Raw genomic sequence first — 21,454 nt, 5'->3', positions numbered from 1 at the left:
AAGGGATATGGCCTTGCATTTTGGGGCAATCAGACGGGGTTTGCATATGATCCAATGCAAATGAAAAATCAGAAACTTCCGCAAACGCTGGACGAGCTTCAGGTTTTCATTGACAGCAACCCAAAACTTTTTGGATACAATGATCCTCAAAATGGCGGAGCCGGTGAAGCTTATATACAAAGAGTTCTTACGCTAAAAGGAGAGGGTAAATATAACCTTGCAGATAAAACAGACCCTGCCATTTTGCAGCAATGGGAGAAAGGATGGCAATGGTTTATTAATAATAAAGATAAGATAACACTTACAAAATCCCAGGCTGACAGCCTGACCCGCATTAATGACGGAGAGCTTGCTCTTGCTCCAGCCTGGGAGGATCATTTGTTAACCCTTCAAAAAACAGGAGCAGTGACGTCACGTATCAAGTTTTACATACCTGATTTTGGCATGCCCGCAGGTGCTAATATTGTCGTTATGGCAAAAAACTCAGCGCACCCTGCCGCCGCCGCACTTTTCATAAACTGGTTAGTAAGTGAAAAGACGCAAAGTGAACTCAAAAATGTGTTCGGTTCCGTCCCTGTGAATAAAAAGGTCAGTAACGAATTCGAAAAAGCTCAAGAGAGGGTCAGCTTTTATAACAGTGCTTACAGCATTGAGCTCAGAAAAGAGTTTTCGAATCGCGTATTACTTGGGCAATAAAAGATTCCAAAAGGGATTTATCGGGCATACTGAAATCGCAGGAATTCGGAAAACCTAACCCCGGGCCTACTTTAAGTTAAAGAACAGTAACAGCCAACAGAGCGACGCCACTTGACCTGCTCCCGGTTGCGTGCGCTTCACAAAGAGCTGAACTCAGTTATTGTCTTTTTTACACCTTCCCTAGGAACGGTAATGCGGGAAGATTGGATTACCAGCAGAGGAATGAATGAGGTGCTAAGAAGCCTTACGATAATTTTACATTAGATGGAAACAGCTAAATATCTTTCGACACCTAAAGGGGACAGGAGTGTTCGATTACAGAGATCAGCACAACTACTTGCTGAAGCAGACTTATATAAGGTCAATGTCAGCTATGAGCCAGATGGAAACCCCTACACCCGAGTGAAAGCATCACTTTTAATGCCCGGAAAATTCATGTTAAAACTCTGTATGACATTTTTCATATACGATAAAAAGTGCTGTTAATGGCTACAGTTGAGGTATTAAAAGTAAAGTATCCAGGAGCAGTTGCCTGGCAGTTTGGTGACAACCCAGAGCTGGCAAGCAATCTGGCTGACCTGATTAAAAAAGGGATCAAAACGGCCTCCTGCTGCTCTCTTATCTCTTACCAGCAGGAAGAGCCTGCCCCGAAAATTGGTAGCTATAACATCATCCTTGATGGACAGAACGTCCCGGTCTGCGTGACCAGACTGGTTTCAATGAAACTGGTTCGTTTTTGTGATGTTACTGAGGACTTTGCCCGCAAAGAAGGTGAAGGCGATTTAAGTCTTGAATACTGGCAGCAAGAGCATAAGAGGTTTTTCTCGAGTGTAGGACATTTTTCTGACGATATGGAACTGATCACAGAAGAATTTGAGGTGGTTGAGTCGCTGTAAGATTCAATTAATACTCTGGCGTTTCAAACCTTATCATTTATTACAATGTCCGCTTCTGGCACAAAGCGGACTGACGCGGGAATGAAGTCTGCTAAGAGCGATCTGCGGACATTGCTGACAGTGTTCTGTATGAATCAACGGGGAGCAAGCATGTCACGGTCTGCAACGTGTTCCTCTTTAAAGTTATTTCTGTTGCACACCGCCTTCATACTTTCTCTTGTGCCGGACGGCGCGTTACAGCTTCCCTCTGGGGCGCTGTTCTGCACCCGCGCCATCTGGCCGTCCAGTCAAGTTCTCACTGCGCAATTTAATCAGGTCGATTTTTCAAACGGGTTCTTCTTAAACAAATTGATTTTCAGAGCCTGGGCAGTTCCTCAGCTAAACAGATTCAGAGCCTGAGCAGCGTCAAAGGTGGCGACAAGCTAATCAATATCCACCCGTATACAGCTAAACCGTTTCTGTTTGTAGGTATGACAGCATTTCATTCATCATCAATTTGTACGCTGCTTTAAAACGAACAACTCAGATGCATAACCCGAAACGTAAGGATGTACCTATGTCAGATACCGACGACGAGATTGAAAAACTGCAGAATTACAGTACGGTGCTCCGCAGTGCCGTTCTGGACAGCAATGAAATGCTAGGTTTAGGCATTGAAGTGCTCACGCTGGTCAAAAACGATATTGATAACGGCGCAGCTAAAAACATGGAAATTCAGACGCAATATCAGGTTAGACAAACGCTGATGTACATGAAAGAGCATAAAAAACAAAATGAGCAGTTCCGAGAGGACGGAGACCCGCCACCACGCAACTTCCAACAGATCGAGCATCCTTTTTAAATGAATGACCGCCTGCGGGCGGTTTTATGACATTATGCAGCGCTATAGACTTGCTCATGGACGACAATCTTTACCCTTTACTGTGATGAGAAAAATCTTTAAGGCGCTTTTCCTCCAGCTACTTTCAAGAGCATTTACCCCGGAGAAATTACGCCTTTGTGACCGGCTCCCCGTCAATCATAACAGAGTGGTTCTGGTTTCTTCCGCTAATGGCACGAACCGGACGCTTTTTTCAGGCCCGCTTTGAGCGAGAAGCGGACATTAAAAACTTTATTACTTGGCGCTACCTAAGTCGCGGTCACTTTCCAGACCTTTAAGCATAAGTGTTGCTTCTTCGATACGAATAAATCGCCCTGAATCATCTGTTTCAGCAAACATGTAAACCTCCATATCTACTTTTTCACCATTGCGCTTGTTTAACAGAACACGATGGCGGGTTGCATAGAGATTCCCATCACGTAGTTCGTCGTGCACCTCAATTTTACCGGAAGCCAGGATTTCCCGAAGTTTACGTGCATGGCGGGCAAAGCTATCTAAGCCCTCCCACTCGTTATCAGTGCGTTGCCGATAACCGGGACTAAAATGGCGATTGAGTATCACTTCCAGTGGCATCTCCTGTTTGTTGATAATCTCATCCAGTACGGTAGTAATCGAAATCATTGTCATGGCCAGTCCTCAGTGAAAGTTATGAGAACTCTACAATCGACTCAATGGCTTCGGTACGGTATAAAAGACAACAAATACCTCAAGTACGCCAATATGACCGATTCATTAATTCCATTAGCCCGGGCTCTTTCTTCAGATGGACCCACTTTGATTGTCGCGGCTCGCCAGTCTGAAGCAATAAGGCAAACACCAAGGCATCATCACACTCGCGGACAGTTGCTTGGCGCTGAGCATGGGCTGCTTACTATCGATGCCGAACATTGTCGCTGGGTCGTACCGGCAACGCATGCCGTATGGATACCGCCAGATGTTCCGCATGGTCTTCGCTCGCACGGCCCCTATTCAGGATGGAGTATTTATATATCTGTCTCTGCCTGTGATGAATTACCGGATAAGCCTGCAGTCCTCTCAGTCACAAATCTGCTGCGTGAAGCAATAACACGAGCGGCTTCATGGAAGAATGCAGAGCTTAATGCGCCTCAAAAACGTTTATGTGGCGTTATCCTCGATGAAATAGGAACTCTTCCTAAGGTTAATCTTGGGCTGCCAATGCCGCAAGGATATTCGGCTCCTCAGAGTTGCACAGGCGCTGTCAGATAACCCAGACGACGGCCGGAGACTGGAGGAATGGGCATACTGGGCTGGAGTGTCATCACGCACACTTACACGTCGATTCAGTGCTGAAACCGGTTTTAGCTTTAATGAATGGCGACAGCGCATACGGTTACTCAAGGCTCTTGAACTCCTGGCTGCGGGTAAGCAAGTGACGACAGTTGCACTGGAGCTTGGGTATGACAATGTTAGTGCCTTTATTGCGTTATTCCGCAGGGTATTTGGCACCACCCCCGCACGGTTTAAAGTTAAATATGTAAGCTGATAGCTAATGTCTGTTTTGTACCAAGAGCGGAAGGTTTAACTGAGCGATAAATGATCCAAGTGCAGTGCTTCAAAATTTCGTTCTCCGCTTAATAAGAACAAATTTTTTGAGTAAAATAGTATGTGTGCTCATTAAAAAAGCAGATGATTTAATTCGTATTGTAGACGTGAGGAGGAATCCAGACGAATCTGGATGCAGCTTATGTTTGCGGTTATTTCAGCTGTTCTGCCTGTCTGCCTGCCTATTCGCGAATTTCGCTGGCTATAACTGAAAAGCCCCTACGCGATGATACTGAGCTAATGGTCGAACCTGTGACTGGCTGTACGACCTGTGGCTGGCCAACTCTACCCGCAGTCTGCCGTGGAAGGCGCTGAGCAGTAATATCCAGGCTATGATGGATGGCCTTTGAAAGCAAAATCATTTCGACTGGTCAGGCGTAAAATGGGCGACCTTGAGTGAATGTCGGAACCAGGTCTGCCGTGGTGCCATTGCAGACGGCACGGCTGAGTCTGATATGCCCCTGCTGCTTTCTGCGCGTCCTGATGTGGAAATTAACGACTTTAAAGGTGGCCGGATGCAAGGAGTGCCGGGCGGCTATAAGTCTTATATCACGCAATATGGCGTGAGGTGCCCATGAGGTTATGCTCCGGAGGCGAGTAACAATCAATGAAATATTAGAGGGCCTCTAAGAGACCCTGATTTGTTCATATCGCACAAAAACACTTTTGATTTCTCTGTGACATCTGATTAGCTTTTGAGCATGACTCAGGCTCTCTGCCACATTGCTGATAAAACGTTTAGCATTCAATGAAGAGTTCTGGTTATCACCAGTTCAGGTCATTACCAATATCTTAAATCAGATACATTTTTCTGGCTGCAAGGGTCAGCTCATCCCTGAAATCAGGATGGGCCAGTTCGATGATACGCAGGGCCCGCTCCGTTGATGACAACCCCTTAAGGTTAGCACTGCCATATTCAGTCACAATGAAGTGTGTGTCTGTACGCGGTGTCGTAACCGGACCATCCAGCTGGGGAACTATGCGGGAAACAGCTCCTTTTGCCGCAGTCGACCGGGCCGCAATTATGGATCGACCACCTCTGGAGGCATATGCCCCTCTGACAAAATCAAGCTGCCCGCCTGATGCACTGTACTGATGACCGAGCATGTGTTCCGAATTACAGGCACCGGTCAGATCAATTTGCAGGGTGGCATTAATCGAGACGACATTGTCGTTCCGGGCAATGATGCGTGGATCATTAACATAATCCACCGGCCGGCTGAATACGGAAGGATTACCGTCAAGATAGTCATACATTGCCTTTTGCCCCATAGCAAAGGTAAACACCGACTTGCCACGGTCAATATTTTTTCGCCGGTTCGTTACTACGCCAGCTTTTACCAGTTCAACCAGCCCGGGATTCAGCGCTTCAGTATGAATACCGAGGTCATTTCTTTCACGTAAAGCTGCGCAGACAAGGTTTGGTAACGCACCTACGCCCATTTGCAGGCAGGCTCCATCCGGAACAAGCCCTGCTATTATGTTACTGATTGCCTTATCTTCAGTACTGGCAGAACGTGTTGGCAGTTCGATAAGTGAAACATGGTTTTCAACGACCGCATCAACTTCTGAAATATGTATCTCTGCGCCGTCTCCCTGTACGCGCGGCATGTGGCTATTGACCTCAAGGATAAGTTTGCGTGCGGATCGGGCAATACGGGAAGAATAGTCATTACCTGTGCCTAAACTGAAGTAACCATGCTGATCCATCGGAGATACGGTATGCACGAACGTATCGATTCCAATTTCATCAGTCAAAAGGCGGGGGGCCTGATGGAAATTCGAAGGCACATAGTTAATGACCTTACGTCCGCCATCCTCCAGGCCACAACGAATAAGGGCACGTTCTACGCCAGTGATAAACATACTGTAAGGCTTTATCCTGTCGTTTAATTCGTAACGAAGGATGGTGTCACCAGCGATCTTAGCTGTTTCATAGTAATACACCCGGAGATCACCTACTTCGCCTCGCTCAGCCCTTTTTGCCAGAGCATTCAGTAAGGCGGGGGGTTCTCCGGCATACATTCCCATTGACAGGCGCGAGCCTGACGGAATGACACATACAGCTTCATCAGGCGTGGTAAGTTTCTCTGCATAGAGTGCATTGATGTCCATAAATGAACTCCTCAGTATCCGGTTGCTTCTTCAGGTGAATGGCCGCGACGATAAACCAGCATGGTGCGCTCAAAGCTCATGACTTCAGTGCCTTTCTGATTAATTCCGCGCGTACTCACTGTCACAATTCCCTGTCCGGGGCGGCTTTTAGAGACGCGTTTATCCAGCACCGTACTTTCTGCATAAAGCGTGTCACCCGCAAAGACGGGATGCGAAGCTTTGACATTGTTCCAGCCGAGGTTTGCCACTACTTTAGCACTCACTGTTCGCACGCTCATTCCGGTGAGAAGTGCAAGCGTGAAGGTTGAGTCAACCAGAAGCTTTTGCCATTCCGTTTTACTGGCATAGGCCGCATCAAAATGGACCTGCTGGACATTGAGAGTGAGAAGAGTAAACCACACATTATCGGTATCAAGCACCGTCCTGCCTGGGCGGTGTTCAAATACATCGCCAGGAATAAAATCTTCCCAGTAGAGACCAGAAGTTTCGCGGAAGCGACGTTCGCCCACCGCCTTATACGCAGGTAGTAAAGAGTCCATAATTTCTCCAGGTATTTGAAATCAGGCTGACAGGCCTGCACGGGAAAGAATGCGTCGCGCCTGACGTGCAACAGCCTCATCAACCATCATCCCGTTCAGGATGCCAACGCCTTTGGCGTTTTCGGTCAGAGCTGAACGTGCCCGCGTGATTTCTGCTTCTGTGGGAGTAAAAAGAGTATTGATGGCACTTATGTGAGCCGGATGTATGGCAGCCTTTGCGGTAAAGCCAAACATAATTGCTTTATTAACTTCAGCTTCCAGCCCTTTCTGGTCATGAATATTGAAGAAAGGTGCATCGATAGCGATGATACCGCTGGCAGAACAGGCGTTGACGATACGGCTTCGGGCATTCATCAGTGGTTCCCAGATTACAGCTGAACCAATATCGGCAGCCATATCAGCAGCACCAAACATCAGTCCTGTTAGTCTGGGGGTAGCCTTTGCAATAGTTTCTACTGCGTTCAGGCCTCGTAAAGACTCAATCAGACCGATTAAAGAAGTATGTGCTCCCGCGGACGTCAGCAGGCGGTCCAGTATCTGTAAATGACTTGCAGACTCCGTTTTAGGCAGAATCAGATAATCCGGTTGTGATCCATGGTTAAGCAGGTCACAAAGATCCTCAATTCCGGCCAGTGTATCCAGCCCATTAATCCGGAGCGCCAGTGGCAGGTCTTGGGAACGGCGGGATTTTATGTGCGTTATCGCAGTTTGTCTCGCCGCTATTTTGTCTGCAGATGATACGGAATCTTCCAGATCGATGATTGCAATATCGGCACCAGTTTCAGCCGCGTGACTAAAGCGTTCTGGTCGGGTGGCGGGTGTGAATAACCAACTACGCATAGGGTATTTCGGATGTTTAGACATAACGTTCCTCCTGTAACGTTAAGTCTGCGCCCAAGTTTGGCATCTATCTAATATATGATATAAGCATTCTTGATATCTTTTGGAGATGATGATGGAACTGCGTCATATTCGCTATTTTCTGGCAGTAGCAGAGGAGCGGCACTTTACCCGAGCGGCTACAAGGATGGGTATAGCCCAGCCCCCACTCAGCCAGCAGATTAAAGATCTTGAAAATGAACTGGGTGCGATTTTGTTCAGGCGCATGCCTTATGGAGCGGAGCTGACAGAAGCAGGCGAGGCGTTTCTGTCGGTTGTTAAAGACATACCCGGCATTGCTGAACGTGCCACCCGTGCTGCACAGAGGGCTGTACGGGGTGAGCTGGGTTTACTGAGAGTCGGTTTTACGGCATCTGCAGCGTTTAACAGCCTGGTTCCGTCCGCTATCAGAGCATTCCGGCGTACTTATCCTGAAGTACGACTCCAGCTGGAGGAAGGTAATACGACCAGACTGGTTGATGGTTTAAGTGAAGGTTCGCTGGATGCAGTATTTCTGCGACCCGGGTTTACAGGTAGCGACCGCTTTCAGTTACACCTGCTCTCTGAGGAATCAATGGTGCTGGTGCTGCCAGAAAATCATCCTGCTGCATCGAAGACATCAATTGCACTTAGCGCATTGCACGATAACGATTTTCTGTTATTTCCACGGGAGATTGGCCCCACACTTTATGATTCTGTTATTGAAGCATGCCGCAAATCAGGATTTGAACCCAATATCGCACAACTTGTACCTCAAATCGCTTCAGTAATTAATTTGGTTGCAGCAGAAATGGGGGTGTCAGTAGTACCTGCCTCAATGGCGCAGGTTAAGGTCAAGGGGGTCGTATTCCGTAAGATTGATAATGAAGCACCGGTGGCTAAACTGGCTCTTGCGTTCAGACGGGCAGACACTTCTCCGGTGCTACGCAATTTTGTATTAAAGACTCTTGTGTGAGGCAGTAACCATATGGCCTGGCACAGTCGTGTTAAGTCAGGAGGGCGAACTGAAGCGTGCGATTCAGATTTGTCAGCCGGTATTGAACTATCTGGAAAAAATAATCGTATCAGTTGCTTGTTGCGTGAGTGCATTTTCAAAAGAAATTTACTGCGGCTCTGCGATGTTTCAGAGAGATTCCGGGTGACATACAGTGAAGACGGTGAACGGCAAACAGCCCCGTCGAAAGCGTTTCCCTGTATACCGGCCGGAAGTTAAGCGGGTTCAGGGATCAGCTTTCATATATGCATCAGAATTTTAGACAGCGATTAAGAAGTGGGGTTTCTGCTCATCAGGGCGATAATCAGTTCTCACCTTTAGAGTATTTATGCACCGATTCCGAGGTAACACAGTTTTTTTCAAGAGAACATCCCGCAACAGGGGTTCCCAGTTCACTGTGTAGTTTCGCTATATCAAGCGAGCCGTTCCACCGTGAGATCACGAGAGTAGCAATACCGTTGCCAATAACATTAATCAGCGCTCCGCCTTCGGAAATAAAACGATATACGCCAAGGACCAGTACCAGACCCGCAGCCGGAACACTATTCATCGACCCCAGAGTGGCGGCAAGCGTTATAAATGCGCCTCCGCTGACACTTGCCGCCCCTTTAGAGGTCAGCAAAAGAATAACCAGAAGGGAGATTTGATGCGAGATTGACAGGTGAATATCCAGTGCCTGAGCAATAAATACAACCAGTACTGTCATGTTGATACAGCTTCCGTCCAGGTTAAAACAATAACCAGAGGGAACAACCAGACCCACCACTGGTTTATCGCAGCCGAGTTTTTCCAGCTTTGTCATCAGGCGGGGCAAAGCTGATTCAGACGAAGACGTACCTAAAACCAGTGCCAGCTCTTCGCGAATGTATTGCAGAAAGCGCCACAAGCTAAAACCACATAGCCTTGCGACTAAGTTAAGTATCACAAAAACAAAAAACAGTCCGGTCAGGTAATAACATACCAGCAGCGCACCATAAGATGAGAGAGAGGCTACGCCATATTTACCGATGGTAAACGCCATGGCGCCCATAGCGCCTAGCGGAGCAACATACATCACAATTTTAAGCATGCGGAAAAAAGTTTTGGCAATCAAATCAATGGTGTTAAGCAGTGACCTGCCTGAATCTCCAAGTAGCTGAAGACCAAAAGCAAACAGGATCGAGATAAAAAGTACCTGCAGAATATTCCCTTCAGCAAACGCACCAAAGACGGTTTCAGGGATAATATGTGTCAGGAAGCCGGTAACAGATTGTTCATGGGCAGCTTGTGTATATGAAGCAATAGCTCCGCCATCCAGCGATGCGGGATTGATATGCATTCCCTTTCCTGGCTCCATCAGGTTAACACCGATTAATCCAATAATGAGCGCAAGCGTGGTCAACACTTCAAAATAAACCAGCGATTTCCAGCCTACCTGACCGACGCTCTTCAGGCTTTTCATACTGGCAATGCCGCTGACTATCGTACAAAAAATAATGGGGGCGATGAGAAGCCGAATCAGCTTTATAAACGTATCACCAAAGGGCTTTAAATCAACGCCAACACCAGGATAAAAGTGCCCTATTCCTATACCAATAATAATTGCAATGATGACCTGAATATATAGATGCTTATACCATTTATTTTTTTTCGAGGCAGCGATGTTCTGAGACATAATATTTCCTCGGGTGACATTGAATGTTTGTAGGGTAAATAAAAGGCGTGCCATGCACGCCTTTCTTTTCAGGCGACTCGGTTTTTTATTTTGCCTGCAAAAAAACCAGCCAGATTAAAATTAATTCCTTTAATAAGGTTATTTGCACCGGTCTGACTTGCCCAGGCAATATGGGGTGTAATTAAAAGGTTTTTATGCTTAACATGAAGAATTTTGTTGTCTGGACAGGGGGGCTCTTTATCAAGTACATCCAGTGCCGCACCTGCTATTTTCCCTTCGTTAAGAGCATCAGCCAGATCGCCCTCATTGATTAACGCTCCTCTGGCCGTATTTATGATCAGAGCACTGGACTTCATTCGTACAAGCACATCCCGATTGATGATCTGGTGCGTTTCGGCGGTGAGTGGGCAATGTAATGTCAGAATATCGCTCTGCGAAATTACGTCATCAAAAAGTGTATAGCCTTCCCGCACATTGAGCTGTCCGGGCCGTTCTGCAAATAACACATTCATGCCTAACGCTCTGGCGAGACGGGCAACTGCACAGCCGATATCTCCACGTCCGATAACGCCAAGTGTGGTCTCCTGAATATCGCCGATGGGCGACTTGTGCAGGCAAAAATGCGAAGACAGGCTCCACTCGATACGAGACGCGCAGTAATACTCAATAAGATGACGCCTGAGAGCAAAGACAGAAGCAATCACGCTTTCAGAGACGCTACGAGTGGAGTAGCCCGGTACATTACTGACCATGATTCCGTGCTCCCGGCAATAATCTGTATCGATACAGTCATAGCCAGTGGCTGCGACGCAGATAAAGCGCAGAGAGGGCAACTTCTCCAGAGAAGTTTTTCTTAGCGGGACTTTGTTGGTGATAACGATTTCTGCATTATCCAGTACCGAAACGACATCTTCTTCTCGTGTACTTTCCCGGTAAATCCAGCTATCGCAGCTCTCAGGTTTTTCTAACCGAACGGGCAATGTTCCGGCATCCAGTGTCACAATTTTCATACTGCCCCCGGTTACTGATTTTGATACCGAGAGATCTCAATCAGATTGAGGTCGGGATCACGAATATAGAATGACGTAATGGGGCCGCAAGCCCCAGTGCGCGTTACCGGCCCTTCAACAAGTTCCACGTCGAACTGTTCAAGATGAGCCTTTATTTTTTCAACGGGATAAGAACTTATCAGGCAAATATCCAGCGAGCCCGGCACAGGAAGGTGTGCTTTAGGATCTATTTCTTTGCCATATTCATGGACATTTATTTTTTGTTGGCCAAATGTGAAGGCAATTCTGTTTTCTCCAAACTGGTGCAGTTTCATGCCCAGTACGTGAGTATAGAAATGAGTACAGGCTTTGATATCCCGTGTGGTAATTACAATATGGTCAATATGGTCAAGCATGTTGGTCTCCCTGTTTTATACAGCTATTAAAATTTTGTTCCAGCGATGCAGGCATCTGATGTAAGTCAGAGCGCTGGCCGGCTTTTAGAACTGCGCCATGAATTTTATGACCAATAAGTGGCTCAAGGTCACGTGATATACCGAGAAGAGCAGACAAATCCACGTTGGTCTCATAACCCATCAGTTCAAGCATATGCACCATATCCTCTGTACAGACATTGCCGCTGGCGCCCGGGGCGTAGGGGCACCCACCGAGGCCACCTGCTGATGAATCAAAGCGGTCAATACCTTCAGATAGTGCAGCTACGGTATTAGCCAGCGCGAGTCCGCGAGTGTCATGAAAGTGCAGGGTTATTTCTAAATGCGGAAAACGCTGTTTTATCATCCGGCTCAGTAAAGCTACCTGGGTAGGAAACGCCATTCCCGTGGTATCACATAGCGTAACGCCGCGAACGCCAAGACTGGCGAAGCGGTCGACAAAGTTCAGAACTGTACTTTCCGGTACGTCGCCTTCAAACGGGCAACCAAAAGCAGCTGACAGGGAAACATTAATCGCAACAGACGTGTTACTCAGTTCGTGAATAACCTGGCTCAGCTGCAGGAAAGATGCTTCTCTGCCCATCCGAAGATTCGTATTGTTATGGCTCTCGCTCGCAGACATGACCAGGTTTGCTTCATCAATCCGGCATGCCAGGGCACGTTGCGCGCCACGAAGATTTGGTACCAGCACGCTGTACTCGACGCCTGACATTCGACGGATCCCATTCATCACAGCCTCAGCATCTTTCAACGCCGGTATAGCTCTAGGAGAGGTAAATGACGTTACCTCCACCTTAGCGAAGCCGCACTGACTAAGGCGATCGATTAACGCAATCTTGTCCTTAGTTTCTACAAATATGACCTCATTTTGTAACCCGTCCCGCGGACAGACTTCCTGTATATAAATGTGTCTGGCTGAAGATCGTTGATTCGGCGTCATATGACCCCCTTTTCTCTCAGAATGATGCATTGCTCCGCATCAATACCCAGTTCAGACAGTACAACTTGCGTGTGCTGACCCAGCTCGGGAGCCGCATGCCTGACGCTTCCGGGAGTGGATAACAGTTTAGGGATGACGCCAGGGAGAATAACCGGCTTGCCGTCAGGCAGTTTTGCCGATAAAAGCATGTCGCGCGCTTTATAATGAGGGTCATTAGCGATGTCTGCGGCGTCATAAATTTTTCCGGCCGGGATACCGCTCTCATTTAACGAGGTCAGCACTTCCTGGAGGGTGCGCTGATGAGTCCATTCTTCAATCGCCGCATCCAGCATTTCGACCTGCTTTACACGCCCGTCGTTGTGTGCCAGTGCCGTATCGGCAGCAAGATCCGGACGTTCAATGATTTGCATCAGGCGCTGAAAAATAGAGTCTCCATTTCCAGCAATAAGGGCGTATTTGCCGTCTTTACAGCGGTAAGCATTCGTTGGCGCTATACCCGGCAGGCTACTGCCGGCGGGCTGACGAACATGCTCAAATACAGAGTACTCAGGGATCAGGCTCTCCATCATGTTAAAGACAGATTCATACAGTGCTACGTCAACCTGCTGACCATTACCAGTCTTTTGCCGACTTTGCAGGGCAAGTAAAACGCCTATGACACCGTGCAGGGCGGAAAGAGAGTCACCGATGGATACACCAACGCGTACCGGCGTTCTGTCAGGTTCACCCGAAAGATGACGTAAGCCGCCCATCGCTTCACCAATTACGCCGAAGCCAGGCCGATCGCGATAAGGGCCCGTTTGTCCATAACCTGAAACACTCAAAACGATAAGGCCGGGGTTACTGGCGTGTAAGGTCTCCCAGCCGAGTCCCCACTTTTCCAGCGTGCCAGGACGGAAGTTTTCAATCAGTACATCAGCAGTGCTGAGCAGTGACATTGCAATCTGCTGGCCTTCTGGCTGCCGCAAATCCAGCGTAACTGAGCGTTTATTGCGCGACTGTGCTGCCCACCAGACAGATGTTCCGTTATGCAACATGCGCCACTTACGCAAAGGATCACCTTCGCCGGGGGGCTCAATCTTTATGACATCAGCACCAAATTCAGCCAGCATTCGGCCAGCCATCGGCCCGGCAATAAGCTGACCCATTTCAATAATGCGCAACCCTTCAAGTGGTAAAGCCATGCTTCCTCCATTCACGTTTCCGTAACATGAGAAAGCATTGCTCCTCGCATAAAGTATGAGAATTAACTTTTTTTCAGTAACCCTTTCCTCGATGGAAAGGCAGAAAAGGTTATTAAATTTGGTTTAAGTCAAAGTATTGATTTTTAGAGTATTAAAATAGAAAGATCTTCTTCTCACTTGTAAAAAAGGGAACTCTAGCGTGTTGCAGTAAATGCTGAATCTGGGACATTCATCAAAAACTCCAGAAGCTTACTGGCCTCGGGATGCAGTTTTTTTCTGGAATTAACGCCAATACGCAGCGTTCGTAACGCCCAGTCATCTTTCAGTGTGATGGCTTTCAGTGACGAACCAAGAAGGGCAGGCGTGATGGCTTGCAGAGGTAAAATACCTATACCTAACCCGGCCTGAATCATGCGGCACACTGCATCAAAACTGGTAACCTGAATGCTGACTTTTAATAAACGACCCATGCTAACGGCTGTGTCCGTTATCCGTCTGAGCAGTGAACTTCCCTGATTCAACGCTACATAATCCCAGGCAAGGGTATCTTCAAACCAGAGTTCGTCATTCAGGGCGAGAGGATGAGCTGTTGGCACTAAGAGAACAAGCCGGTCCTGGCGCCATGGAAAAGTCCTGAGCATCGTCGCATCAACGTTATCTGCGAAGATGCCGATATCTACACGGCCGGAATCAACTGAATTAACGATCGCATCGCTCAGTGCCTCCTCAAGATAAATTTTGATGCCAGTGTTTGACTCAAAGAATGCGGCTAAATCTTCAGGCAGATACTGGATAACGGCTGAAACGTTCGCCGCCACGCGCACATGACCTATCGCGCCCCGTGAATAATCATTAAGTTCGCTCGCCATTGAATTAACACTGTCCAGCAGGGCCCGGGCATGACGAAGAAGACCTAAACCAGCGGTAGTAAGTTCAATGCCGCGGGGATTCCTGATGAACAATTTACAGTTCACATTGCGTTCAAGATCAGTGATGCGTTTACTGACCGCAGAAAGCGTGATACTGCAGATTTCTGCCGTCCTGGTCAGACTTTTGCAGTCAGCGGCAGTAACGAACAAGCGCAGCGTGTGTAAGTCAAAATGACTGATGTTCATCAATTATTTCCTACTGGCAATGCGACTCAAAGTTAAGATCAGGTTTACAAAATACAGTTCAAATTTTACTACCAGACCCCGCGTATTCCTGTTCATGATAAAAAGTTGTTGAAAGCGGTGCCATGAGGATTGGTATACAGAGATTTCAGGCTAAAATGTAGATCGTTACCCAACAAGGTTTTCATCGTGCAGCCAGAAAACGCTACTGCACACAAAACAACGGTAGTACCCAGTCAGTAAGAGCGTAACTCTGTAGGACATCGAGCGCGCAGACTGAAAGGTTTATTAATGGTATTGAAATGATTTTCATAGTCCTTATGAGTCTGGATTCTCAGCATGCATTTCTTTCAGGAAATCTATAAACACACGGGACTTGTGCGCAATATACCTTGCCGCTGGGTAAACAACATAAAGCCCCAGAGGCGGCGCTTCATACTCTGCAAGAACCGTTGTGAGCTTACCTGTTTTAATGGCGTCACTGACAACGAACAGCGGGAGGCGGGAGATGCCTAACCCGGCTATGGAAGCGTTTAAACAGACTTCAGCGTTAGAAAACTTGAGCTTGCCCTGAACAGCCTGTACGACCTCCAGTCTGCCTTTATCCCGAAAAGGCCAGAGAAAAGGTTCGCGGAAGTTAGTATCAACAATGCAATTATGAGAACTGAGCTCTTCCCAGCTTTCCGGTATACCGCGTGAACTTAGATATGCGGGCGAAGCGACTAACACGATTCTGATGTTGCCAATTTTCCTGGCAACAAGACTACTGTCTTCTAAATTTCCGATTCTTAGGGCAAGGTCAAATCCCTCATCAATGATATTTACCAAATGATCAGCAAAACGTACATCGAGTTCTATATCAGGATATTGGCTGACAAACTTAATCAGCACATCAGGTAACTGTTGTGTTCCAAACGTAACGGGTGCAGAAATGCGTAAAACCCCAGAGGGGGCTTTGGAGGAATTTAGTATGGAGTCATTTAGAGCATCGTAGCTCGCAATTAACTGTCTTATTTGTTCATAATAGTCCCGGCCAACCTCGGTAGGTGCTAAAAATCGCGTGCTGCGGTTAATCAGATTGACACTTAAGTCACGCTCAAGACGCGAAATCATTTTTGAGGCCTGCCCAGGGCTGACATCAAGGCGCTTAGCTGCGGCCGCAAAACTGCCCGTCTCCATCACGGCAATGAACATACGGTCACAATCAATCCTTTCCATAAATCCTCAATGTAAATAAATTAACCTATCTGAGTAATGCTATAACGTTATACCCACCTACAATATTTCTCAATTAAAGAACTACAAAACAATGGCTTACATTCAGGTATTCAGGTAATTCTTATCAGGGACTACTTACAGACCGCGTTAAATTATGACACTCGGCCTCATCAGGATTATAAATTATCAAGAGGGAGTTGTTTCTCCTGCTCCCCCTCTTAATCCACAGTAGACAGTGTTCAAATCCCTTTGTCATCTACATCCCAAACTCTCTAGGTTCTGTGTCCACCGGTTTTAAGCACTTAATGAGAAGGCATATAAGCTTAAACACCCCCTGACATTTACAGGTTTTAACCAGTTACCTATTTCAGCTTTTACTTTCAGCCAGGTTTTGTGAAACCACCTCTGCTGTTTTTTGTTCTTCACGCAGTTTTAACTGATCCCATGCCCGAAAGAATGGATAGTAAATCACCATCGAAACAGTCAGATTAACGATCTGTAATACGGTGCCTGAAATGTGCCCGCCGGTTGCCAGATAGCCGCTGATAAATATTGGTGTGGTAAAGGGAAGCGCAATTCCAGCAGGAAGGGCAACAAGCCCCGTACTCATTGCCAGCCAGGAAATAATGACCAGTAGTACCGGTGTGATGATAAAGGGTACAAAAAAGTAGGGATTAAGAACGAGAGGAAGACCGAAAACGAGTGGTTCACTGATATTAAACAGTGCCGCTGGGCCGGCAATTTTCCCGAGCTGTCTGAGCTGACGACTGCGGGCACGAATAATCATAAAAATGGCTAAACCCAGTAAGGCGCCTGTCCCACCGGGCGCAATCCATAAATCATAGAACTGCTGGGTGAAAATATGAGGGATTGGCAGGTTATTCTGGAATGCCTCCAGATTTTCACTCATGTTTGATAACCAGACAGGCTGTATAAATACCAGTACGATCGCGTCGCCGTGTAAACCCAGCGTCCAGAGAATACCAATTAACAGTACGGAAAAAATCATTCCTGGAAGCGTTCCTCCGATATGATGCATCGGTATACCAATTACAGTCGTAACCAGGCTATTCACGTCACCAAATGGAGAAGCCTCAACAGCCAGCCGGATGAGTAAAACCACTGCCAGTACGCAAAAACCCGGAATCAGTGCCAGAAAGGATTTTGCCACAGCGGGCGGTACGCCTTCAGGCATGGCGATAACCAGGTTACGGTTATGAATGAACCGATAAATCTCGGTGGAGAGAATGGCATTCAGAATCGCAACGAATAATCCCTGGCTTCCGACCATCGCAATCGGCAGTACGCCAGTTACTAAGCTAGCCGGTGCGCCGACTACAGGTGCAAACAGCGTATGCTGCGGTATTGTCATTACAAATGCTACTAAAGACATCGCCCCGCTGGTCAGTGGATCCAGGGTACGGTATTTCTCTGCTAATCTGTAAGCAATACCAAAACTGGAGAGCAGCGCCATAATGTCATAGGTGGCTTTGACTGGGTAAAGCAGCTTGCTTTGCCAACTATCGCCAAAAAGATCAGCCATTAGATGCCCCCAGGCAGGTACGGGCAAATAGGCAAAAATGAGAAAGAAACTTCCTATCAGCATAAATGGCATGTTGAGTATGATGCCATCACGCACGGACAACAGGTGTTTTTGACCTGCAATTTTAAGCGCAACGGGTAACACATTACGTTCAATAAATGACTGACGACTGGACATGGCGCCTCCTCAGGGATCAGGGCCTGATATCAATGGGATGAGAACTGTGGAAGCCAGGCTTTGTTAAGCGTGAGTACTTCATCCAGTAGCGCTTCTGCACTGACAATGTCACCCACTAACGGGTTTCCTAAAAGAGCCAGAAGTGCCTGATGACGATCGCCATGTACAGCCGCCTCGATAGTTAACTGCTCAAAGGCCTTGATCTGCTGCGTCAGGCCATTCATGACGGGCGGTAATGAACCATAGGTGATGGGATGTGCTCCCTGAGCATCAACAATACAGTTAGTTTCCACTACAGAAGAGTCAGGAAGTCCCTGTATAGCGCCATTATTTCGGCAATTAACAACCAGATTTTGACCGCTATTATTATAAATAGAACTGATCACCTCTATTGCGACTTCTGAATAGTAGGCGCCGCCACGGAAGCTCAGCTGCTCAGGTTTATGGGCAAGATGAGGATCGGCATAAAGCTCAAACAATTCAGCCTCTACCTTCATAACCTGCTCAGCCCTTGTGCCCGGATTCCCGTCCTGTGCTTTCTTCTGCTCTTCAGCCAGCATTTGCGGAGTCTGCCAGTAATATCGGTGGTAGGGACAGGGTATCGCACCCAGCGCGCGCAGAAACGCTGGCGACCATGGCAGTTCTTTAATGTTATTCATAGTCAGTGATTCGCCATCACATAACCGTGTGATGACCTGGTCTGTCACATCCTCGCCACGCAATGTTACCTGTGTTACCCATACCAGATGATTGAGGCCTGCAAAGCGAAGATAAACTTCATCCCAGGGTGCTTTGAGCATATCGGCGATCATATGCTGCATGTTAATCGGTACATTACAGACACCAATAACCTTGGCTTTGCTATATCGGGAAACTGCTTCTGTGACAATGCCGGCGGGATTAGTAAAGTTGATGATGAAAGCATCCGGTGCAAGCATTTCCACTGTGCGTGCGATCTCCAGTAATACCGGAATGGTTCGCAGTGCCTTAGCAAATCCGCCGACGCCAGTAGTTTCCTGCCCCAAGAAACCATATTTCAACCCCAGACGCTCATCGACGGCGCGCGCAGCCAGCTGGCCTACCCGAAGCTGAGTTAATACAAAACTTGAGCCAGATATAGCTTCATCCAGTGAAAAATGAACGCTGACTTTTACGTGTCTGAGATTGTTTTTATCAAGCATGCGCTTCGTCAGATCGGCAATAATACTGACTTTCTCGCGTCCCTGCTCTGTATCTACGAGAGCCAGCTCAGTTACAGGTAACTGATGGTAGCGGTTAATAATTCCTTCTATCAGCTCTGGTGTATAGCTGCTGCCACCGCCAATAATAGCGATTTTAAACATGACTGCCTCCTGTTGCTGAACGACGGTAAAGTTCGATAATTTCAGATGCCAGATCCTGAATCAGCATTGCATTCATCAGATGGTCCTGAGCATGGACGAGAACCAGTGTGACCGGCAGTTTACCGCTACCGCCATCTTCACTTATCAGTGCGGTCTGTTGCTTGTGTGCAATACGAATGCTCTCTTTCGAGTCATTGAGCTGTAGCTGGGCTGCAGTAAAATCGTTATCACGTGCCAGACGAAGCGCAGCGAGTGCCGCACTGCGCGCAGCTCCTGCTTGCACGAGCAGAAGCATGATTGCTTCCTCAAGATCTAGATCATCATTCTCAGGCATGAACGTTCCCTCAGAAATTTAAAAATTAATCAGTTATATGCGGTTCGTTATCAGGGACCATCAGACCGTGTGAAGTGCCAGCGCTTTATCCAGCACCTTCTCGCCTCGCATCATTCCGTAGTCCATCATGTCAATGACGGCTACAGGCTTGCCCAGAGGAGCAGCAATTTCCGACAGACGTGCCGCTTCATACTGAACCTGAGGTCCCAGCAGAATCACGTCAGCTTCTTTGAACGAGCGTTCGAAATCAGCCACTGGAATAGCTCTTATATTCACTTCCAGCCCCCTGTCCCTGACAACGTCAAGCATCTTGCTTACCAGCATGCTGGTAGACATTCCTGCGGCACAACAAAGTAGTATTTCCATCTTTTGCTCCCTGTGAGTTGAGGGAGCTATTAGTGCTGGAAATCCGGACAGCTGTAAATCCCTTAACATCAGATCAATTTCCAATATAAAAATTATTCTTTAATAAATTCAGTTAGATAAATAGTTATATTTGTTGAAAAAAATTTTCATATGTGTGACATGCATCAACTGGTTTTGTTCACAAAACCTCGTTTTGAACTGGCTTAGCGGATAAAATGAGCTAAAAAAACCCACAGTGAAATTTTTTTTCAAGCACAATAGCAACTCAACTGAAGGTGGAGAGGCAGACAATGGACTTACTTTGGCATTTACAACAACCTTCGCAGAGTTTCGATGCTCAGGAATCGAAACTTGCACGGTTCATTCTGAGAAGTTTGCCTGAACTGGCCACGGCGACTCAGGAAAGCTTGTTAGTGCAGACAGGTGTCAGTCCGGATGTTTTATCGCGGTTTGTACTTTCCGCTGGATGCCGGGATTTAGATGACTTTTTACTTCAGTTGCGGCAGGCAGGTCAGGTTCGAGAGGATGAGCCTAAAGAGATACTTGACGTAATCCGCAATCGACAGGTTTTTTTAAGTCACCAGGAGAGTCGGGTAGCTAGCACAATCCTGAAGGATGTGGAATTTTCCGCATCAGCCACAATTGAGCAGTTGGCTGCTCGCGCTAAAGTAAGTGCCGCAACTATCACACGCTTCGCCCGCTCAATCGGTTGTGACGATATCCGTGATTTACGAATGCGTCTGGCCTTTGCAAGTGCTCAGTTGGAACGTGTAGCTAAAAACATATCACCACAGCTGGCGCGAATTAATGTTGCTCTTCAGCAGCAGTGGAATGCAGCGGATCATCGCTGCTGGCAAGATGCAGCCATAGTTTTGCGTAAAGCGCGAAGCGTACTTCTAATTGGCGCCGCGGGGTCTGATACCCCTCTGGCCGGGGAGGTGATACAGCGACTGAAAGATGCACAGCTGAATATTATATGGATTCCGGACGATAATCTTCTGCGGATGACGATAAGCCGGCTTCAGCCAGATGACTTATTACTTATACTGGCACCAGATATAAGCAACAATGACGTTGACCGCGCCGTCCATCATGCTCAGATACAAAATATACCTATTATCGCCTTATGTCCTCCAGGTGAAACGATCATTAATCACTGCAGTTACTGGCTGCCATTACCTGAGGATATATCCATGAGTAACTATGGAATTCTGTTTGCTCTTGATCAGCTTGAATCTGCGCTATTAAAATGAATTTTCAAATTCACGAGGTGTCTAAAGATAATTAATCAGTTTTTTTAATTTATCTTTATGGCTATTATGCAAAAGATGAACTGTAAAAATGAGATGGAGCTTTTTTATCTTGTTCGGGTTAAGTATTTATAAATCCCTCTTTAATTTTACCTGTTTTTATAAAGAATGAAATAATTAGCGATTAATTAGAATTGATCATCAACACCAAGGCCTTGCTCAAAGTAAGGTTTAAAACGATAGCATAACTTAATCAATTGATTATATGAGTTTTTATGCGAGGTGGTGGTGTGCAATCAATCAGTCATTAATTGTTTTCTAAAACGC

At 47.0% G+C, this 21,454-nt stretch carries 20 protein-coding genes and 2 pseudogenes; 7 read left to right on the top strand and 15 right to left on the bottom strand.

Annotation, left to right across the window (positions count from 1 at the left end):
* The 3 genes from RAC60_RS16355 to RAC60_RS16345 all read left to right on the top strand — a co-directional run.
* Positions 1-696, top strand: a 696-nt coding sequence (locus RAC60_RS16355) for an ABC transporter substrate-binding protein (protein ID WP_375094038.1), incomplete at its 5' end; no start/stop codon positions are given.
* 485 nt (positions 697-1,181) lie between these two features.
* Positions 1,182-1,592: an ASCH domain-containing protein gene (locus tag RAC60_RS16350; protein WP_375094037.1), complete on the top strand. Its 411-nt coding sequence runs from the start codon at positions 1,182-1,184 to the stop codon at positions 1,590-1,592.
* Positions 1,593-2,148: 556 nt separating this feature from the next.
* A complete protein-coding gene (locus tag RAC60_RS16345; protein ID WP_205951030.1) occupies positions 2,149-2,433 on the top strand; it encodes a hypothetical protein in 285 nt (94 codons plus the stop codon).
* Between the two features lie 273 nt (positions 2,434-2,706).
* Here the strand turns inward: RAC60_RS16345 and RAC60_RS16340 are convergent, their stop codons facing one another.
* Positions 2,707-3,093, bottom strand: coding sequence for a nuclear transport factor 2 family protein (locus RAC60_RS16340; protein WP_375094043.1), 387 nt, complete (start codon positions 3,091-3,093; stop codon positions 2,707-2,709).
* Here RAC60_RS16340 and RAC60_RS16335 point away from each other — a divergent pair.
* Positions 3,016-3,447 (top strand): annotated as a pseudogene (locus RAC60_RS16335) (hypothetical protein); the annotation flags it as partial. The gene RAC60_RS16340 and the pseudogene RAC60_RS16335 overlap by 78 nt on opposite strands.
* A gap of 6 nt (positions 3,448-3,453) precedes the next feature.
* Positions 3,454-3,976 (top strand): annotated as a pseudogene (locus tag RAC60_RS16330) (AraC family transcriptional regulator).
* A gap of 851 nt (positions 3,977-4,827) precedes the next feature.
* Here RAC60_RS16330 and ripA read toward each other — a convergent pair.
* Genes ripA through ripC form a run of 3 tightly spaced genes read right to left on the bottom strand, consistent with a single transcriptional unit; the run spans position 4,828 to position 7,553 of the window.
* Positions 4,828-6,150 carry an itaconate CoA-transferase RipA/Ict gene (gene ripA, locus RAC60_RS16325; RefSeq protein WP_375094036.1) on the bottom strand — a complete coding sequence of 441 codons (1,323 nt, stop codon included), beginning with the start codon at positions 6,148-6,150 and terminating at the stop codon, positions 4,828-4,830.
* A gap of 11 nt (positions 6,151-6,161) precedes the next feature.
* On the bottom strand, positions 6,162-6,689 hold the full coding sequence (ripB, locus tag RAC60_RS16320) for a (R)-specific enoyl-CoA hydratase RipB/Ich (protein ID WP_375094035.1): 528 nt from the start codon (positions 6,687-6,689) through the stop codon (positions 6,162-6,164).
* A gap of 21 nt (positions 6,690-6,710) precedes the next feature.
* On the bottom strand, positions 6,711-7,553 hold the full coding sequence (gene ripC, locus RAC60_RS16315) for an itaconate degradation C-C-lyase RipC (protein WP_375094034.1): 843 nt from the start codon (positions 7,551-7,553) through the stop codon (positions 6,711-6,713).
* A 91-nt stretch (positions 7,554-7,644) separates the two neighbouring features.
* On the opposite strand from ripC, the gene RAC60_RS16310 reads away from it, so the two are divergent.
* Positions 7,645-8,523: a LysR family transcriptional regulator gene (locus RAC60_RS16310; RefSeq protein ID WP_375094042.1), complete on the top strand. Its 879-nt coding sequence runs from the start codon at positions 7,645-7,647 to the stop codon at positions 8,521-8,523.
* A gap of 343 nt (positions 8,524-8,866) precedes the next feature.
* On the opposite strand, the gene dctA is transcribed toward RAC60_RS16310, so the two are convergent.
* The 11 genes from dctA to RAC60_RS16255 all read right to left on the bottom strand — a co-directional run bounded on the left by dctA (position 8,867) and on the right by RAC60_RS16255 (position 19,877).
* Complete coding sequence (dctA, locus tag RAC60_RS16305; RefSeq protein ID WP_375094033.1) at positions 8,867-10,216, bottom strand: C4-dicarboxylate transporter DctA; 1,350 nt, start codon at positions 10,214-10,216, stop codon at positions 8,867-8,869.
* A 68-nt stretch (positions 10,217-10,284) separates the two neighbouring features.
* Entirely contained in the window at positions 10,285-11,226 is a 942-nt protein-coding gene (locus RAC60_RS16300) for a D-2-hydroxyacid dehydrogenase (RefSeq protein WP_375094032.1), read from the bottom strand.
* A gap of 11 nt (positions 11,227-11,237) precedes the next feature.
* A complete protein-coding gene (locus RAC60_RS16295) occupies positions 11,238-11,621 on the bottom strand; it encodes a VOC family protein (protein WP_375094031.1) in 384 nt (127 codons plus the stop codon).
* Positions 11,614-12,600, bottom strand: coding sequence for a hydroxymethylglutaryl-CoA lyase (locus RAC60_RS16290; RefSeq protein WP_375094030.1), 987 nt, complete (start codon positions 12,598-12,600; stop codon positions 11,614-11,616). Before RAC60_RS16290 ends, RAC60_RS16295 begins: the two co-directional genes overlap by 8 nt.
* Positions 12,597-13,784: a CaiB/BaiF CoA transferase family protein gene (locus tag RAC60_RS16285; RefSeq protein WP_375094029.1), complete on the bottom strand. Its 1,188-nt coding sequence runs from the start codon at positions 13,782-13,784 to the stop codon at positions 12,597-12,599. Before RAC60_RS16285 ends, RAC60_RS16290 begins: the two co-directional genes overlap by 4 nt.
* A 194-nt stretch (positions 13,785-13,978) precedes the next feature.
* Positions 13,979-14,899, bottom strand: coding sequence for a LysR family transcriptional regulator (locus RAC60_RS16280; RefSeq protein ID WP_375094028.1), 921 nt, complete (start codon positions 14,897-14,899; stop codon positions 13,979-13,981).
* A gap of 315 nt (positions 14,900-15,214) precedes the next feature.
* Complete coding sequence (locus RAC60_RS16275) at positions 15,215-16,114, bottom strand: LysR family transcriptional regulator (protein ID WP_375094027.1); 900 nt, start codon at positions 16,112-16,114, stop codon at positions 15,215-15,217.
* A 367-nt stretch (positions 16,115-16,481) separates the two neighbouring features.
* A complete protein-coding gene (celB, locus tag RAC60_RS16270; protein ID WP_375094026.1) occupies positions 16,482-17,834 on the bottom strand; it encodes a PTS cellobiose transporter subunit IIC in 1,353 nt (450 codons plus the stop codon).
* 29 nt (positions 17,835-17,863) lie between these two features.
* Positions 17,864-19,177: a 6-phospho-beta-glucosidase gene (locus RAC60_RS16265; protein ID WP_375094025.1), complete on the bottom strand. Its 1,314-nt coding sequence runs from the start codon at positions 19,175-19,177 to the stop codon at positions 17,864-17,866.
* A complete protein-coding gene (locus RAC60_RS16260; RefSeq protein WP_375094024.1) occupies positions 19,170-19,511 on the bottom strand; it encodes a PTS lactose/cellobiose transporter subunit IIA in 342 nt (113 codons plus the stop codon). The genes RAC60_RS16265 and RAC60_RS16260 overlap by 8 nt, the downstream gene beginning before the upstream one ends.
* Before the next feature lie 60 nt (positions 19,512-19,571).
* Positions 19,572-19,877, bottom strand: a complete 306-nt coding sequence (locus tag RAC60_RS16255) for a PTS sugar transporter subunit IIB (RefSeq protein ID WP_375094023.1) — start codon at positions 19,875-19,877, stop codon at positions 19,572-19,574.
* Between the two features lie 290 nt (positions 19,878-20,167).
* On the opposite strand from RAC60_RS16255, the gene RAC60_RS16250 reads away from it, so the two are divergent.
* Positions 20,168-21,130 (top strand): MurR/RpiR family transcriptional regulator, encoded by a 963-nt coding sequence (locus tag RAC60_RS16250; protein WP_375094022.1) that lies wholly within the window; start codon positions 20,168-20,170, stop codon positions 21,128-21,130.
* Positions 21,131-21,454: the final 324 nt, after the last annotated feature.

This window comes from Pantoea sp. BR_17 (assembly GCF_041955125.1).
Classification (GTDB): domain Bacteria; phylum Pseudomonadota; class Gammaproteobacteria; order Enterobacterales; family Enterobacteriaceae; genus Pantoea; species Pantoea stewartii.
The sequence above is the reverse complement of the archived record's forward strand: the minus strand, read 5'-3'. Positions and strand labels throughout refer to the sequence as shown.

Coding starts and splice junctions, on each gene's coding strand:
- ripA (WP_375094036.1), bottom strand. CDS start 6,150: ATGGACATCAATGCACTCTATGCAGAGAAACTTACCACGCCTGATGAA.
- RAC60_RS16310 (WP_375094042.1), top strand. CDS start 7,645: ATGGAACTGCGTCATATTCGCTATTTTCTGGCAGTAGCAGAGGAGCGG.
- RAC60_RS16280 (WP_375094028.1), bottom strand. CDS start 14,899: ATGAACATCAGTCATTTTGACTTACACACGCTGCGCTTGTTCGTTACT.
- RAC60_RS16260 (WP_375094024.1), bottom strand. CDS start 19,511: ATGCCTGAGAATGATGATCTAGATCTTGAGGAAGCAATCATGCTTCTG.
- RAC60_RS16255 (WP_375094023.1), bottom strand. CDS start 19,877: ATGGAAATACTACTTTGTTGTGCCGCAGGAATGTCTACCAGCATGCTG.
- ripB (WP_375094035.1), bottom strand. CDS start 6,689: ATGGACTCTTTACTACCTGCGTATAAGGCGGTGGGCGAACGTCGCTTC.
- RAC60_RS16290 (WP_375094030.1), bottom strand. CDS start 12,600: ATGACGCCGAATCAACGATCTTCAGCCAGACACATTTATATACAGGAA.
- RAC60_RS16350 (WP_375094037.1), top strand. CDS start 1,182: ATGGCTACAGTTGAGGTATTAAAAGTAAAGTATCCAGGAGCAGTTGCC.
- RAC60_RS16250 (WP_375094022.1), top strand. CDS start 20,168: ATGGACTTACTTTGGCATTTACAACAACCTTCGCAGAGTTTCGATGCT.
- RAC60_RS16340 (WP_375094043.1), bottom strand. CDS start 3,093: ATGATTTCGATTACTACCGTACTGGATGAGATTATCAACAAACAGGAG.
- RAC60_RS16300 (WP_375094032.1), bottom strand. CDS start 11,226: ATGAAAATTGTGACACTGGATGCCGGAACATTGCCCGTTCGGTTAGAA.
- ripC (WP_375094034.1), bottom strand. CDS start 7,553: ATGTCTAAACATCCGAAATACCCTATGCGTAGTTGGTTATTCACACCC.
- RAC60_RS16285 (WP_375094029.1), bottom strand. CDS start 13,784: ATGGCTTTACCACTTGAAGGGTTGCGCATTATTGAAATGGGTCAGCTT.
- RAC60_RS16295 (WP_375094031.1), bottom strand. CDS start 11,621: ATGCTTGACCATATTGACCATATTGTAATTACCACACGGGATATCAAA.
- celB (WP_375094026.1), bottom strand. CDS start 17,834: ATGTCCAGTCGTCAGTCATTTATTGAACGTAATGTGTTACCCGTTGCG.
- dctA (WP_375094033.1), bottom strand. CDS start 10,216: ATGTCTCAGAACATCGCTGCCTCGAAAAAAAATAAATGGTATAAGCAT.
- RAC60_RS16345 (WP_205951030.1), top strand. CDS start 2,149: ATGTCAGATACCGACGACGAGATTGAAAAACTGCAGAATTACAGTACG.
- RAC60_RS16265 (WP_375094025.1), bottom strand. CDS start 19,177: ATGTTTAAAATCGCTATTATTGGCGGTGGCAGCAGCTATACACCAGAG.
- RAC60_RS16275 (WP_375094027.1), bottom strand. CDS start 16,114: ATGGAAAGGATTGATTGTGACCGTATGTTCATTGCCGTGATGGAGACG.